Genomic DNA, 14,163 nt, shown 5'->3' with positions numbered 1-14,163 from the left:
AGTTCAGGAACCGGGCGGAGGACAAGAGATGACCGACATCACGCATGGGGCCGTGGCGATCCTGCCGGCGACCGATCTCGCCGCCAGTCGCGCCTTCTACGAACGGCTCGGCTTTAAGGTCAGCGCCTTTTACCCGCACCATGGCTATTGCATTATGCACGATGCGAACGGCGCCAGCCTGCATCTCACCGCGGTAACGCCCGGATCGGTCGATCCTGCACGCAATACTCATGGCGTGTATCTGTACAGCGCAGATGTCGCGGCTCTCGCGGAGGCGATGGGCGTTGGAGCCGAACCAAAACCATGGGGCCTGCTGGAGTTCGCGGTCAGCGACCCGGACGGAACGCTGATCCGCGTTGGCTGGCCGATCGACTAGTCAGTCGCGTGCCAGATGTTCGGCAAAGGCGGCGGCAGCGCCGAGCAGGCCGGGCTGCGGGTGGACAAGCAATCGCACCGGGATCTTCGACATCAGCGTTTCGAACCGCCCCTTGGCGGTGAAGCGCTGCGCAAAGGCGGAGCTTGGCAGCATGTCAGCGATCCGCAACCCGAGGCCGCCGGCGATGACGACGGCGCGGCCGCCCTGCGCCAGCGCGATGTCTCCCGCGACCGAACCCAGGCTCATGCAGAAGCGATCCAACGCTGCGACCGCAAGACTGTCGGCCCCGGAAAGCGCCGCCGCCCACAGCGCCTTGTCATCACGCGCGGGGACCGGCTGCCCTTCGATCGCAGCCAGCGATGCGTGAATGTTTACCAGCCCCGGACCGCACACGACCCGCTCTATCGATACGCGCCGGAACTTGGCGCGCAGATCCGCCAGGATCGCATCCTCGATGCGGTCGAGCGGCGCGAAGTCGATATGACCGCCCTCAGTTTCGATCACGTGATTACGGCCGTCGCGGCGCAGCAGCAGCAGCGCCACGCCCAGCCCAGTGCCCGGCCCGACGATGCTGATCACGCCCTCGTCAGGAATCGGCTGATCGGGGCCGCAGAGATGCCGCAACTGATCCGGCGCAACCTGTGCCACGGCATGGGCCACCGCCCCGAAATCGTTGACGAGGACATGATCGTCCAGGCCCAGCCGTTGCGCGATCATTGCCGGACGGATGATCCACGGATTGTTGGTGAGCTTCAGGACTTCACCCTGGATCGGACTGGCGACCGCGATTCCGGCTGCGCGCGGCAGGGGGCGGCCGATCTCGCGGGCGAATGCCTCCCACGCCAGTTGCAGGCTGCCATGCTCGGCCGTCTTCAGCGTGACGGCCTCGTCCAGGCGCACGACACGCCCTTCGGCCACCTCGGCGATCGCGAAGCGCGCATGCGTGCCGCCGATATCCGCCGCGACGATCTCCATGGTCAGAGACCCGCCGCCGCCAACATTGCGGATCCCCCGCGCTCCGCCTCGTCCGCGCCGTGCCGCATCAGCGCGAACAGTTCGCGGCCCGTGCCGATCGCAGGGGGCGGTGCCGGGATCGGCTCGCGTGCAGCCCATTCCACAGGATCGACGATGGCATCCAGCGTCCCGGTTTCCCCCGAGAGGCGGATGACGTCCCCGTCCCGCAACCGCGCCAGCGGTCCGCCGCCCAGCGCTTCCGGGCTGACATGGATCGCCGCGGGCACCTTGCCCGACGCGCCGGACATCCGCCCGTCGGTGACGAGAGCGACGCGGAAGCCGCGATCCTGAAGCACGCCCAGCGGCGGGGTCAGCTTATGGAGCTCCGGCATGCCGTTGGAGCGCGGCCCCTGAAAGCGCACGACGACCACGACATCGCGTTCAAGTTCGCCCGCCTTGAACGCCGCCAGCACCTCATCCTGATCATGAAACACGCGCGCGGGCGCCTCGATCGTCCACCGCGCCGGATCGACCGCCGATGTCTTGAACGTCCCGCGCCCGAGATTTCCCTGCACCAGGCGCATCCCGCCATCGGGCTGGAAAGGATTATCGGCGGGGCGCAGCATCGCCGCATCGCGGGTCTCGACCGGCGGTGGCGCGAAGACCAGCGCTTCGTCGTCCAGCATCGGCTCTCGCGCGTGATCGAGCAGACGGTCGCCCGCAACTGTCAGGATATCGTCGTGCAGCAGCCCCGCCCCGACCAGCGTGGCGATCACGAAGCCCATGCCGCCGGCAGCGTGGAAGTGGTTCACGTCGCCCGATCCATTCGGGTAGACGCGTGCGATCAGCGGCACGGCTGCCGACAGGCGATCCAGATCCGCCCAATCGATCAGGATCCCGGCCGCGCGCGCGATCGCGGGAATATGGATTGCATGATTGGTCGATCCGCCAGTGGCGAGCAGGCCGACGCAGGCATTCACGATCGCCTTCTCGTCGATGCAGCGGCCGAGTGGCCGGTAATCGTCGCCATCCCAACCGATCGCGGTGAGGCGGTGAACCGCAGCGCGGGTCAATTCCTGGCGCAGCTTCGTGCCCGGATTGATGAAGGCGGCGCCGGGCATGTGCAGCCCCATCACTTCCATCATCATCTGATTGGAATTTGCGGTACCATAGAAGGTGCAGGTGCCGGCGCCATGATATGATGCGCTCTCGCTTTCGAGCAGTTCCGCACGGCCGACCTTGCCCTCGGCATAGAGCTGCCGAACGCGCTGCTTTTCCTTGTTTGCCAGGCCTGACGGCATCGGCCCCGCCGGCACCAGGATCATGGGGAGATGGCCGAAACGCAGCGCACCGATCAGCAGCCCCGGCACGATCTTGTCGCAAATGCCGAGCAGCGCGGCGCCTTCGAACATGCCGTGGCTGAGCGCGACGGCAGTCGACAGCGCGATCGTATCGCGACTGAACAGCGACAGCTCCATGCCGCGCTGGCCCTGGGTCACGCCATCGCACATCGCCGGCACGCCGCCCGCCACCTGGGCAGTCGCCCCCACTTCCCGCGCCCACAGCTTCATCCGGTCAGGATAGCCGCCATAGGGTTGGTGTGCGGACAGCATGTCGTTGAACGCCGTGACGATCCCGATATTCATGCCCCGATTGTCGCGGATCGCCGGCTTGTCCTCGCCCGAGGCGGCGAAGCCGTGCGCCAGATTGCCGCAGCTGAGGTTCGGGCGATCCACCCCGCTTTCCCGCTCACGCGCGATCAGATCGAGATAGGCCGCGCGGCCGGCGCGGGACCGGTCGATCACGCGATCGGTGACGGCGGCGATCTCGGGGTGGAGCGTCATCTCAATCCTTTCGCGACCGGATCACTCCGCCGCCCAATGGATGTCGATCGCCTGTTCGGCATCCGCCAGAACGCGGCCCACCGGCACGGTCGACATCGGGCCATCCTTGAGCGCCCGTTCAAGTACCTTGCGCTTCTCCTTGCCGGCCAGCACCAGCATGATCGTGCGCGCCGACAGGATGGCGGCGCGGGTCAGCGTGACACGTGCGACCGGTGCCTCGGGCGGCAGCGGATCGGGCAGCACACCCACGGCACGGCGCGCCTTCGGGGCGTCCAGCGCATCCTTCAAGTCGGGCCCGGCGAAAATCGAGGCGGTATGGCCGTCCGCGCCGACGCCCAGCCAGACGAGATCGGGCGGCCAGTGCAGATCCTGCAGGCGCGCATCAGCGGCATTGCCGGCCGCCTTGTGATCCTTGTTCTCCGATCCGATCGGGAGCACGCGGGCCCCCTTCGGCAGGAAAATCCGCGCCAGCATCGCCACGTTCGACAGTGGATCGTTCACGGCGACCAGCCGATCGTCGGTCGGCACGATGGTGACCCGCTTCCAATCATATTTCATGGTCGCCAGCTTCTCGAGGATCGGCACGGGCGTCTTGCCACCCGGCAGCGCAAGCAACGCCTGGCCACGCGCATCCAGCGCGCTTTCGATGATGAAGCCGACATCGCCCGCCACCGCATCGATCAGATCGCCCTGATCGTCATATTCCCACCATTCGGCTTCAATCATGCCAGCTCACTCCATCACGCTCGGTCAATGCAATCGCAGCGGAGGGGCCCCAGGTTCCCGCCGGGTAGCTCTTTGGCGTCATGCCATTGGCTTCCCAGCCGCTGCGGATCGCGTCGATCCATTCCCATTGCGCCTCGACCTCGTCCCGGCGCACGAACAATGTCGGATCGCCCTCGACCAGATCGAGCAGCAGCCGTTCATAGGCGATCCGGCGGCGCACGTCGGCGAAGACATCGGCCATGCCCAGATCCAGCGGCACTTCGCGCAGGCGGATTCCCTGCCGGTCCAACCCGGGTAGCTTCGCCATCACCATCAGGCGGATATTTTCTTCCGGTTGCAGCCCGATCACCAGCTTGTTCGGCTGCGTGACGGCGCCGCGGGCAGCGAAGATCGAATGCGGCACCGGCTTGAACTGGATGAAGATCTCCGACTCGCGCTGCGGCAGGCGCTTGCCGGTCCGCAGGTAGAAGGGCACACCGCGCCAGCGCCAGTTATCGACATGGGCCTTGATCGCGACGAACGTCTCGGTCTCGGATGGCCGGCCCAGCTCGTCGGCATAGCCAGGCACCGGCGCCCCCGCCACCGCGCCCTTGCCATATTGGCCGATCACGGAATGGCTGGCGGCCGTGGTCGCATCGATCCGGCGCAGCGACCTTAGCACCTTCACTTTCTCGTCACGGATCGCGGTCGCGTCAAACTGCGCCGGCGGCTCCATCGCGACGAGCGCGAGCAGCTGGAGCATATGGTTCTGGACCATGTCGCGCAGGCTGCCCGATCCATCGAAATAAGCGGTCCGACCTTCCAGGCCCACCGTTTCCGCGACCGTGATCTGGACATGATCAATGCCCTGCGCATTCCACAGCGGCTCGAACATCGTGTTCGCGAAGCGGAGCGCCAGAAGGTTCTGGACAGTCTCCTTTCCCAGATAATGGTCGATCCGGAACGTCCGCTCCTCCGGAAAATGACGCGCGACCGCATCGTTGATCTCCCGGCTAGAAGCGAGATCGGTACCAAGCGGCTTTTCCAGTGCGAGACGGGTATTGCCTTCCGCGAGCCCGGACGCGGCCAATCCCTCGATCGTCGGCTCGAACAGGCTGGGTGCGGTCGACAGGAAGATTGATCGCCCCCCTTCACCATTCGCCGCGGCGGCCAGCTCAGCGAAGCCCGCCGGATTGGACGCGTCGAGCGGCACATAGCTCAGACGGTCGAGAAAGGCGGAAACCTTGGTGTCGTCCAGTCGGTCCTTTTCGACAGAACGGGTAAGCGCTTCGCCCGCAATCGCGCGGAATCCAGCGTCATCATGATCGCTGCGTGCGGTTGCCACGATCCTGAGCTGCCGGGGCAGCAACCCATCCGCATCGAGCCCGAACAACGAGGGCAGCAACATCCGCTGCGCCAGATCGCCCGTCGCCCCGAACAGGATCAGCGTATGCGCACCATTCGACATTCAGCTCCCCTTCCGGTTGCCGGATATGACAACGCTGTCGTCGGCTGGCAACCCGACCGCATGCATGATCAGTCGGCGCGGACGTACCGGCCGTCGAGGTAGATCAACGGATCGACGGCATCGCGGATGCGCACCTGCTGTACGAGGCCGATGACGATGCTATGCGTCTCGAACGCGATCAGCTGATTACGCTCGCAGATCAGCGAAGCCTGGGCATCGCGCAGCCAGGGCGCATGATCGTCGCGCACCCAATCGCCATTCTCGAACCGCACATCCCGCATCCGGCTGTCGGAAAAGGCGCGCGATACGTCGAGTTGATCGCTGTGAAGCACGTTCACACAGAAATGCCGCGCAGCGGCAAGTGCACCATGCATCGAGGCGGACTGGTTGACGCAGGCGAGAAGGCTCGGCGGGCTGGCGGTCAGCGAGGAGACGGCAGTCGCCGTCATCCCTATCGGCTGGCCATCGACGGTGATGGTGATGACATGGACGGTCGAGGCGACGCGGCGCATCGCGTTGCGAAACAGGTCTTCGAGATCACCGTCCGCCATTGATGCTCCTTCTCACGCCGCAGTCGCGGTCGACCCGCCTTGGGATCGGGTGCGCGGCTTGTAAAGGCTCGTGGAAATCAGCCCACCAGCGCCAGCCGGGGCAGCTCCGCAGCTGACAGCCGCACGCTCACCACACCGGGCAGGCGTTCGATCCGTGCGGCCAGCTCGGCATCCGGCAAGAGATCGCGGACGAGCCGAACCTCGGCGGTGCCCCCGTCGCCAAGTATGGCACGCAGCCGAAGTTCGCCGCGGCCGCCGCGTTCACCTTCGACGAGCTGAGCCAATGCCGGCACGGCGGCCGGATCATCCGCCTCGACTTCCAGCACCAGCCGGGTCTGGCCTGCGAGCCCGGCAAAGCTGCGCACCCGTCGCACCGTGGCGCGGGGGATTTCCTCACCCGGCCGCCGCTCAAGCTCGGCTTCCACCAGCACGCAGTCCCCGCCCCGCGCCGCGACCTCGAGCCCCTCCGAGGCCTCGTCGTCAAAGCTCGATGCGATGAACTGGCCCGACGCATCCGACAACGTCGCCATCAGATAGCGCCGGCCGCGCGCGGACGTACGCCAGCGCGCCTCCTCGACCAGCACGGCCATGCGATAGGTGGTGGCAGCCTGCCGACGGCCATTCTCGAACACCGGTTCGGCTGCCGCGGGCGCCGGGATCGCACACCATTCAGCGAAGCTGCGCGCCTTCTCCGCTTGGGCAAGGTGGCGGTAGCGGTCCGTCGGATGGGCAGAGAAATAGAAGCCGAACGCCTCTTTCTCGGCCGCCATCCGCTCGGCCAGCGACCAGCTGACCGACTTCGGCAGGCGGATCGGGGCAGCGCTGACGCCCGCTTCGCCGAACAGCCCGCCCTGCCCGCTGGTTCGCGCGTCATGGGCGGAGGCCGCATGCGCGAGGATCGTCTCGGCCGCCGCGAACACCGCCGCGCGCTCATGCGCAAGCACGTCGAACGCCCCGGCCCCGGCCAGCGCTTCCAGCTGGCGGCGGTTTATCAGCCGCGGGTCAATCCGCGCCGCGAAATCATCAAGATCGGTGAATGCGCCATTGGCGGCACGCTCGGCGACCAGCTTTTCCATTGCAGCCTCGCCCACGCCTTTCAGCGCGCCAAGCGCATAGCGCACACCGACCTGCTCGACCGTGAATTCGGCGCCGCTCAGGTTTACGTCGGGGGGCAGGCACGGCACGCCGGCGCGGCGCATATCCTCCACCCAGATGCCCAGCTTGTCGGTCAGCGCCATGTCGTAGCACATCGATGCCGCAAAGAATTCGGGCTTGTGATGCGCCTTCAGCCACGCGGTCTGATAGGCAAGCAGTGCATAGGCCGCGGCGTGGCTCTTGTTGAAGCCATAGCCGGCAAATTTGTCGATCAGGTCGAAAAGCTCGTTCGCCTTTTGCGGCGCGATGTCGTTGCGCCCGCAGCCATCGACGAAGCGCTGGCGCTGGGCGTCCATCTCCGCCTTGATCTTCTTGCCCATCGCGCGGCGCAGCAGATCGGCCTCGCCCAGTGAATAGCCGGCGAGCATCTGGGCCGCCTGCATCACCTGTTCCTGATAGACGAAGATCCCATAAGTCTCGCCCAGGATCGTCTCGAGCAGCGGATGCGGATATTCGATCGCCGCCCGCCCGTTCTTGCGGTCGCCGAACATCGGGATATTATCCATCGGCCCTGGCCGATAGAGCGACACCAGCGCGATGATGTCGCCGAAATTCGTCGGACGGACCGCGGCCAGCGTGCGACGCATACCTTCGGATTCGAGCTGGAAGACGCCTACCGTGTCGCCGCGCTGGAGCAGCTTGTAGACCTCCGGGTCGTCCCATTCGAGCGCGTCTAGGTCGACCGTGACGCCGCGATCGGCCAGGAAGCGCACCGCTTTCTGCAACACGGAAAGCGTCTTCAGGCCGAGGAAGTCGAACTTCACGAGGCCGGCGCCCTCGACATATTTCATGTCGAACTGGGTCACGGGGAATTCCGACCGCGGGTCGCGGTAGAGCGGCACCAGCTGATCCAGCGGCCGATCGCCGATCACTACACCCGCGGCATGCGTGGAACTGTGGCGCGGAAGCCCTTCCAGCCGCATCGCAAGATCGATCAGCCGACGAACCTGATCATCGCCGTCATACTGAGCCTTGAACTCGCTCACGCCGTTTAGGGATCGCTCCAGCGTCCACGGATCGGTCGGATGGTTCGGGACCAGCTTGGCCAGGCGATCGACCTGGCCATAGCTCATCTGCAGCACCCGGCCGGTGTCCTTCAGCACCGCGCGTGCCTTCAGCCGGCCGAAGGTGATGATTTGGGCGACATGATCCGCGCCATATTTGGCCTGGACATAGCTGATCACCTCGCTGCGCCGAGTCTCGCAAAAGTCGATGTCGAAGTCGGGCATTGAGACGCGCTCGGGGTTCAGGAAACGCTCGAACAGCAGGCCCAACTTGAGGGGATCGAGATCGGTGATCGTCAACGCCCAGGCAACGACCGAGCCAGCACCCGATCCGCGTCCCGGACCGACCGGGATACCCTGTTCCTTGGCCCATTTGATAAAATCGGCGACGATCAGAAAATAGCCGGGGAACCCCATGTTGACGATGACATCGCATTCGAACGTCAGTCGACCGAAATAGGCCTGGCGCTCTGCCGGATCGGTTATCCCCGCCTTTTCCAACCGTTGCTCAAGTCCGGCGCGTGCGTCGCGGCGTAGCGCTTCGGCCTCGCCTTCGCGATCACCGGCCAGGCTGGGCAGGATCGGCTTGCGATAGGGCGCGGCCACTGCGCACCGCTGCGCGACGACGAGCGTATTGGCGATCGCCTCCGGCAAGTCGGCGAACAGCCGCGCCATCTCATCGGCAGGCTTCAGCCAGGCGTGGGGGCTGGACCGCGCCCGGTCCTCGCTGTCGACATAGGTCGACGCGGCGATGCACAGCATCGCATCATGCGCGGCGTGGAAATCGGCTTCCGCGAAACAGGCAGGGTTGGTCGCGACCAGTGGGAGATCGCGATCATAGGCCAGATCGATCAGCGCGGGTTCTGACCTGCGCTCGATATCCTGCTCGCGCCGCGCGATTTCGATATAGAGCCGGCCTGGAAAGAGCGTTTCAAGCCGATCGGCATAGGCGCCTGCGGCGGCCCCCTGATCATCGGCCAGCAGCCGTGCGAGCGCGCCTTCGCCGCCCGCCGTCAGCGCGATCAAGCCCTCGCTGTGGCGCTCGATCAGGTCGAATCCGACATGCGGCTCCTGCGCGATGGGGCGGGCCAGATGGGCGGCAGAAACGAGCGCGCAGAGATTGTCGTAGCCGCGTTCGTCCTGAGCATAGAGCGCCAACCAGTCGAGAGTCGGCGGCTTGCCTTCCGCCATATCGGGACGGGCAACGGCCAGCATCGTGCCGACGATGGGTTGCACACCGTCCTTCGTAGCAGCGTCGGAAAAGGCCATCGCGCCGTACAGGCCGTTGCGATCGGTGATCGCGGCAGCCGGGAAGCCCAGCTTGCGCGCATGTTTCGCGATCGCCTTCGGCTCGATAGAACCATCGAGCATCGTGAAGCATGAGAAGATGCGCAGCGGCACATAGGGGACCATGCCCCCGCTCTAGGCCTTCCCCCGCGATTCGGCGATGTCACTTTCGCAGGCGGCGATCATTTGCAGTCGCTGCCTTGTGGACCGGGGCTAGCGCCTTGCCGCCCATCTCCGCCGCCAGCGTGGTCATCCGTGCCGACCGCTGCGCCATCCGCGACGAGGTGGCAAGCGCGCGCGGGTCCGCCATCCAAGTCGCCAGCGTGCCGAAATCGCGCATCTGCTCGACCATCTCAGCCTGCAGTTTCACCCAGTCATTCCACAGCGATAACCCTGAGGCCGAAAAAGCTGCACTTTTCTCCGATCCCATCAAGCCCAGTTCGCCATAGTCCGCGGCCAGCGGGTCGCGCAGGGCTGCGCCGATCACGCCGCTCCGCTTCTCGATCACGCGGCCTGCCGCGGCATATGTCTCCGCGCTCTGCACTCCGAGCCGCCACATGTCCTGCCCCGCCTTGGTGAAGGCTATCGCCATGTCGAACATCGCTGCCATCCTGAATTCCTCTGCTGCAGCGCAACAACGCACCACAGCATTTATCGGAACACGACCTGCAAATTATTTCGCGTGCGGTCTGATCAAAATGGAATTGTGCGAATGAAGCCCGCCAGCCGCTCGGCTTCGGTCGCGGTCAGATCCTGCGGCAGAGTGATCGCCACCGCGTGCCCCGGACGCAGGACGAAGTGATGGGTCACTACTGCATCTTCCACCGGAGGTGTCGGCACTGCCGAAACCGGCTTCACCGGTTCGGCTTCGACGACGCCTTCCTGTACGAGGGCGCTCAGCACTTGCTGCCCGCGATCGATGATCTTCGCGATATCGACTTTTCCGGTCCGGGTCTTAAACTTGCCTGACACGGCTTCGACGCCGGCAAAGATGCGGCGGATTTCGTCTTCTGTCATGCCTGATCTCCGAACTGGTGTATCGCCAAAATAATACACCAGTTGGACCGCTTCAAGGGTCAGGCCAACACGCCTTCATGCAAGCGAACGACGCGGTCCATCTTGCTTGCCAGCCGTTCGTTATGCGTAGCGACGAGCGCGGCAGACCCTTCCTCGCGCACCAACCGGAGGAATTCGGCCAACACGACGTCGGCCGTTGCCTCGTCGAGATTGCCGGTCGGTTCGTCGGCGAGCACCAGCGCAGGACGGTTCGCGAGCGCGCGAGCAACTGCGACGCGCTGTTGTTCACCACCGGACAGTTGCGCCGGTCGATGAGTCAACCGGTGGCCGAGCCCAAGGGCACTCAGCAGGTCGGCCGCGCGCCGTTCCGCATCCGGGCGGGTCGCGCCGTGGATCAGGGCCGGCAGCACCACATTCTCGGCTGCCGAAAAGTCCGGCAGCAAATGATGGAATTGGTAGACGAAACCCAGTCGATCACGCCGCACGCGCGTGCGGCCGTCATTGTCGAGCCGGGCTGCTTCCTCGCCCGTGATCCGGATCGAGCCTTCGAACCCGCCCTCAAGCAGGCCGACCGCCTGCAGCAAGGTCGACTTGCCCGATCCCGATGGGCCCAGCAGCGCGACGATTTCACCGGGCGCAACCGACAGGTCGACCCCGCGCAGGACGTCAATCCGCTCCCCGCCCTGTTCGAAGCTGCGGGTAAGGCCGGTCACGGCGAGGATGTCACTCATAGCGCAGCACCGTGACCGGATCCGTGCCAGCCGCCTTGAACGCCGGGTAGAGCGTGGCGAGGAAGCTCAGCACCAGCGCCATCAGCACGATCGCCAGCACTTCGAACGGATCAGTCTTGGATGGCAGCTCGGTCAGGAAGCGGATCGAGGGATCCCAGAGGTTCTGTCCCGTCAGTCGCTGCACGCCATTGACCAGCGGCTGGCGGAAATAGAGCACCACGAAACCCAGGATCATGCCGGCCAAGATGCCCAGCGATCCGATGGTGACGCCCACCGTCATGAACACCTTCACCAGCCCGCCGCGGCTGGCGCCCATCGTCCGCAGGATCGCGATATCGCGCGTCTTGGCGCGGACCAGCATGATCAGCGACGAAAGGATGTTGAACACCGCGACCAGGATGATGATCGACAGCACCACGAACATCACCACCCGCTCGACCGACAGCGCCTCGAACAGCGCTGCGTTCATCGATCGCCAGTCGCGCAGTTCGCCCTGCCCCGCCACCTTGCCCGCCAGCGGCCGCAGGATCTGATCGACGCGATCGGCATCCTGCGTATCGATCTCCACCATGCCGACCGAATCGCCGAGCATCAGCAAGGTCTGCGCATCCTCCATCGGCAGGATCACGAACGCCTTGTCATAATCATAGACGCCGACCTCGAAGATCGCGGCAACGGTGTAGCTCACGATCCGCGGCACCGTGCCGAACGGCGTCGTCTGGCCCTGCGGGCTGATCAGGCTGATCTGGCCACCGACTTCCGCCCCCAATGCCTCGGCCAGGCGCGCGCCGATTGCGACATTGCCGGAATTAGGGGTCAGCGCGGCAAGCGAGCCGGCCAGCACCTTGTCGCGGATCACCGGGTTGGCGCGGATATCGGCGATGGTCATCCCGCGCACGAGCACGCCTTCGACGCGACCGTCATAACTTGCCATCAACGGCTGCTCGATCAGCGGAGTCGCGCTGGTGATACCGGGAGTCGCGCGTGCCTCGCGCACGATCTCCCGCCAGTCGGGCAGCTTGCCGCCATAGCCCTGAACAACGGCATGGCCGTTCAGCCCGACGATCTTGTCGAACAGTTCCGCGCGGAAGCCGTTCATCACGCTCATCACGATGATCAACGCCGCCACGCCCAGCGCGACCGCGATCAGGCTGATGCCGGCCACGAGGAAGATGAACCCCTCGCCCTTGCCCGGCAGCAGATAGCGCCGGGCAACCATGCGTTCATAGCGGTTGAGGATCACTCGGAGACCCGCGCGATCGCGTCCTCGACCGACAGCTCCAGCTTTTCACCGGTCGCCCGGCGCTTAAGTTCGACCACGCCCTTTTCCAGACCCTTCGGGCCGATCACGATCTGCCAGGGCAGACCGATCAGGTCGGCCGTTGCGAACTTCGCACCGCCGCGCTCGTCGCGATCATCGTACAGCGTCTCGACGCCGGCCGCCTGCAGGCGCGCGTAGAGATCGTCGGAGGCGGCGGCGCAGCTGGCGTCATCGGCTCGCATGTTGATCAGCGCCACCGCGTAGGGCGCCACCGCGTCCGGCCAGATGATGCCCTTGTCGTCATGGCTGGCCTCGATGATCGCGCCCATCAGCCGCGAGACGCCGATGCCGTAGCTTCCCATCTGCGGCGTCACGGGGGCGCCGTCCGGGCCCTGCACCGTCATCCCCATCGCGGCCGAATATTTGGTGCCGAAATAGAAGATGTGGCCCACTTCGACCCCGCGGGACTGGCGCAGGGCATCGCCTGCGTCCGCTTCGCGCGCGACATCGCGCTTCTCGTCGGTGGCCGCATAGTCCGCGGTGTAGCCCGATACGATGGCCTGCAGGCCCGCCACATCGTCGAAGTCGACCGAAGACAGCTCGGCCGGCCGCTCCCAGTTGGAATGATAGAAGACCTCGCTCTCGCCGGTCGGCGCAAGCACGATGAACTCGTGGCTGAGATCGCCGCCAATCGGACCGGTATCAGCCTGCATCGGAATCGCACGCAGGCCCATGCGCGCGAAGGTGTTCAGATAGGCCACGAACATGCGATTGTAGCTGTGGCGCGCGCCAGCCTCGTCCAGATCGAAGCTGTAGGCATCCTTCATCAGGAATTCGCGCCCGCGCATGATGCCGAAGCGCGGCCGCACCTCATCGCGGAACTTCCACTGGATGTGGTACAGGATGCGCGGCAGATCGCGGTAGCTCCGGGCGCTGTCGCGGAAGATGGCGGTGATCATCTCCTCGTTTGTGGGCCCATACAGCATGTCGCGATCATGCCGGTCGCGGATCCGCAGCATTTCCGGCCCGTAGGCGTCGTACCGACCGGACTGGCGCCACAGATCGGCCGATTGCAGCGTCGGCATCAGCAGTTCGATCGCGCCCGCCCGGTCCTGCTCTTCGCGCACGATCTGCTCGATCCGGCGTAGCACGCGGTGGCCAAGCGGTAGCCAGGCATAGATGCCCGCCGCCGTCTGGCGGATAAGGCCCGCACGCAACATCAGTTTGTGGCTGATGATCTGGGCGTCGGCCGGCGATTCCTTCATCACGGGCAGGAAATGTCTGGACAGGCGCATGAGGCTCCGCGGGCGTGCTGGCATTGGTTGGCCGGTGTCCTACGGGGTAGCGCGCCGCTCGGCAACCGATGCCCGCTGTGGCGAATCGGGCACAGCACGGTTCGATTCGAAATGTTGCTACGTGTTGGAGAATGACAAAGTTGCGACAGCGGGCTAGGCCATCCTCACGAACACAGGCAGCAAACGGCCGTGGTTCGGGGAGGCTCTGGCCCCGCTGGCGTTGAAGGGGACGTTCAGCGTGCGGGCCGGGCTCAGAGGGGGCTGACGCACGTTCGTCACGCGGCGCCCGGATCGGAAACGATCCGGGCGTTTGCGTGTCGGGACCGTTTGTGGGTTCGGGCGTTCTTCCGGGCGAAGGAGAGCTGACATGGCAAGCCAACCGCCCGTTCCCGGTGATATCCCGACCCCGGTCGATCCGCCCGTTCCCGAGCCGACCGATCCTATACCCGTCCAGCCCACCGATCCGGTCGCGCCACCGCCGGGATCACACCCGACACAGATGTGACAGTGCCGCG

At 65.5% G+C, this 14,163-nt stretch carries 13 protein-coding genes; 2 read left to right on the top strand and 11 right to left on the bottom strand.

Annotated elements, in window-relative coordinates; all coding sequences use genetic code 11:
* Window positions 1-28 precede the first annotated feature (28 nt).
* Complete coding sequence (locus ABC347_RS02510) at window positions 29-376, top strand: VOC family protein (RefSeq protein ID WP_413244210.1); 348 nt, start codon at window positions 29-31, stop codon at window positions 374-376.
* Here the strand turns inward: ABC347_RS02510 and glk are convergent, their stop codons facing one another.
* The 11 genes from glk to proS form a co-directional block, all read right to left on the bottom strand.
* Entirely contained in the window at window positions 377-1,351 is a 975-nt protein-coding gene (gene glk / locus ABC347_RS02505; protein ID WP_413244209.1) for a glucokinase, read from the bottom strand.
* A 2-nt stretch (window positions 1,352-1,353) separates the two neighbouring features.
* Window positions 1,354-3,174, bottom strand: coding sequence for a phosphogluconate dehydratase (edd, locus tag ABC347_RS02500; RefSeq protein ID WP_413244208.1), 1,821 nt, complete (start codon window positions 3,172-3,174; stop codon window positions 1,354-1,356).
* Between the two features lie 21 nt (window positions 3,175-3,195).
* Window positions 3,196-3,900 carry a 6-phosphogluconolactonase gene (pgl, locus tag ABC347_RS02495; protein ID WP_413244207.1) on the bottom strand — a complete coding sequence of 235 codons (705 nt, stop codon included), beginning with the start codon at window positions 3,898-3,900 and terminating at the stop codon, window positions 3,196-3,198.
* Window positions 3,893-5,347, bottom strand: a complete 1,455-nt coding sequence (gene zwf / locus ABC347_RS02490; RefSeq protein WP_413244206.1) for a glucose-6-phosphate dehydrogenase — start codon at window positions 5,345-5,347, stop codon at window positions 3,893-3,895. The genes pgl and zwf overlap by 8 nt, the downstream gene beginning before the upstream one ends.
* Before the next feature lie 68 nt (window positions 5,348-5,415).
* Window positions 5,416-5,898 carry a flavin reductase family protein gene (locus ABC347_RS02485; RefSeq protein ID WP_413244205.1) on the bottom strand — a complete coding sequence of 161 codons (483 nt, stop codon included), beginning with the start codon at window positions 5,896-5,898 and terminating at the stop codon, window positions 5,416-5,418.
* A gap of 77 nt (window positions 5,899-5,975) precedes the next feature.
* Window positions 5,976-9,470, bottom strand: coding sequence for a DNA polymerase III subunit alpha (dnaE, locus tag ABC347_RS02480; RefSeq protein WP_413244204.1), 3,495 nt, complete (start codon window positions 9,468-9,470; stop codon window positions 5,976-5,978).
* Between the two features lie 37 nt (window positions 9,471-9,507).
* A complete protein-coding gene (locus ABC347_RS02475; RefSeq protein ID WP_413244203.1) occupies window positions 9,508-9,954 on the bottom strand; it encodes a hypothetical protein in 447 nt (148 codons plus the stop codon).
* Window positions 9,955-10,037: 83 nt separating this feature from the next.
* A complete protein-coding gene (locus tag ABC347_RS02470) occupies window positions 10,038-10,400 on the bottom strand; it encodes a hypothetical protein (RefSeq protein ID WP_413244202.1) in 363 nt (120 codons plus the stop codon).
* 20 nt (window positions 10,401-10,420) lie between these two features.
* Window positions 10,421-11,092, bottom strand: coding sequence for an ABC transporter ATP-binding protein (locus tag ABC347_RS02465; RefSeq protein WP_413244201.1), 672 nt, complete (start codon window positions 11,090-11,092; stop codon window positions 10,421-10,423).
* Window positions 11,085-12,335 (bottom strand): lipoprotein-releasing ABC transporter permease subunit, encoded by a 1,251-nt coding sequence (locus ABC347_RS02460; RefSeq protein WP_413244200.1) that lies wholly within the window; start codon window positions 12,333-12,335, stop codon window positions 11,085-11,087. The genes ABC347_RS02465 and ABC347_RS02460 overlap by 8 nt, the downstream gene beginning before the upstream one ends.
* A complete protein-coding gene (proS, locus tag ABC347_RS02455) occupies window positions 12,332-13,648 on the bottom strand; it encodes a proline--tRNA ligase (RefSeq protein ID WP_413244199.1) in 1,317 nt (438 codons plus the stop codon). Before proS ends, ABC347_RS02460 begins: the two co-directional genes overlap by 4 nt.
* Window positions 13,649-14,015: 367 nt before the next feature.
* Between proS and ABC347_RS02450 the strand changes: the two genes are divergently transcribed.
* Window positions 14,016-14,153, top strand: coding sequence for a hypothetical protein (locus tag ABC347_RS02450; RefSeq protein ID WP_413244198.1), 138 nt, complete (start codon window positions 14,016-14,018; stop codon window positions 14,151-14,153).
* The last annotated feature ends 10 nt before the right edge of the window (window positions 14,154-14,163 follow it).

Source organism: Sphingomonas canaveralia (assembly GCF_047238125.1).
Lineage (GTDB): Bacteria > Pseudomonadota > Alphaproteobacteria > Sphingomonadales > Sphingomonadaceae > JBDFMH01.
The sequence above is the reverse complement of the archived record's forward strand: the minus strand, read 5'-3'. Positions and strand labels throughout refer to the sequence as shown.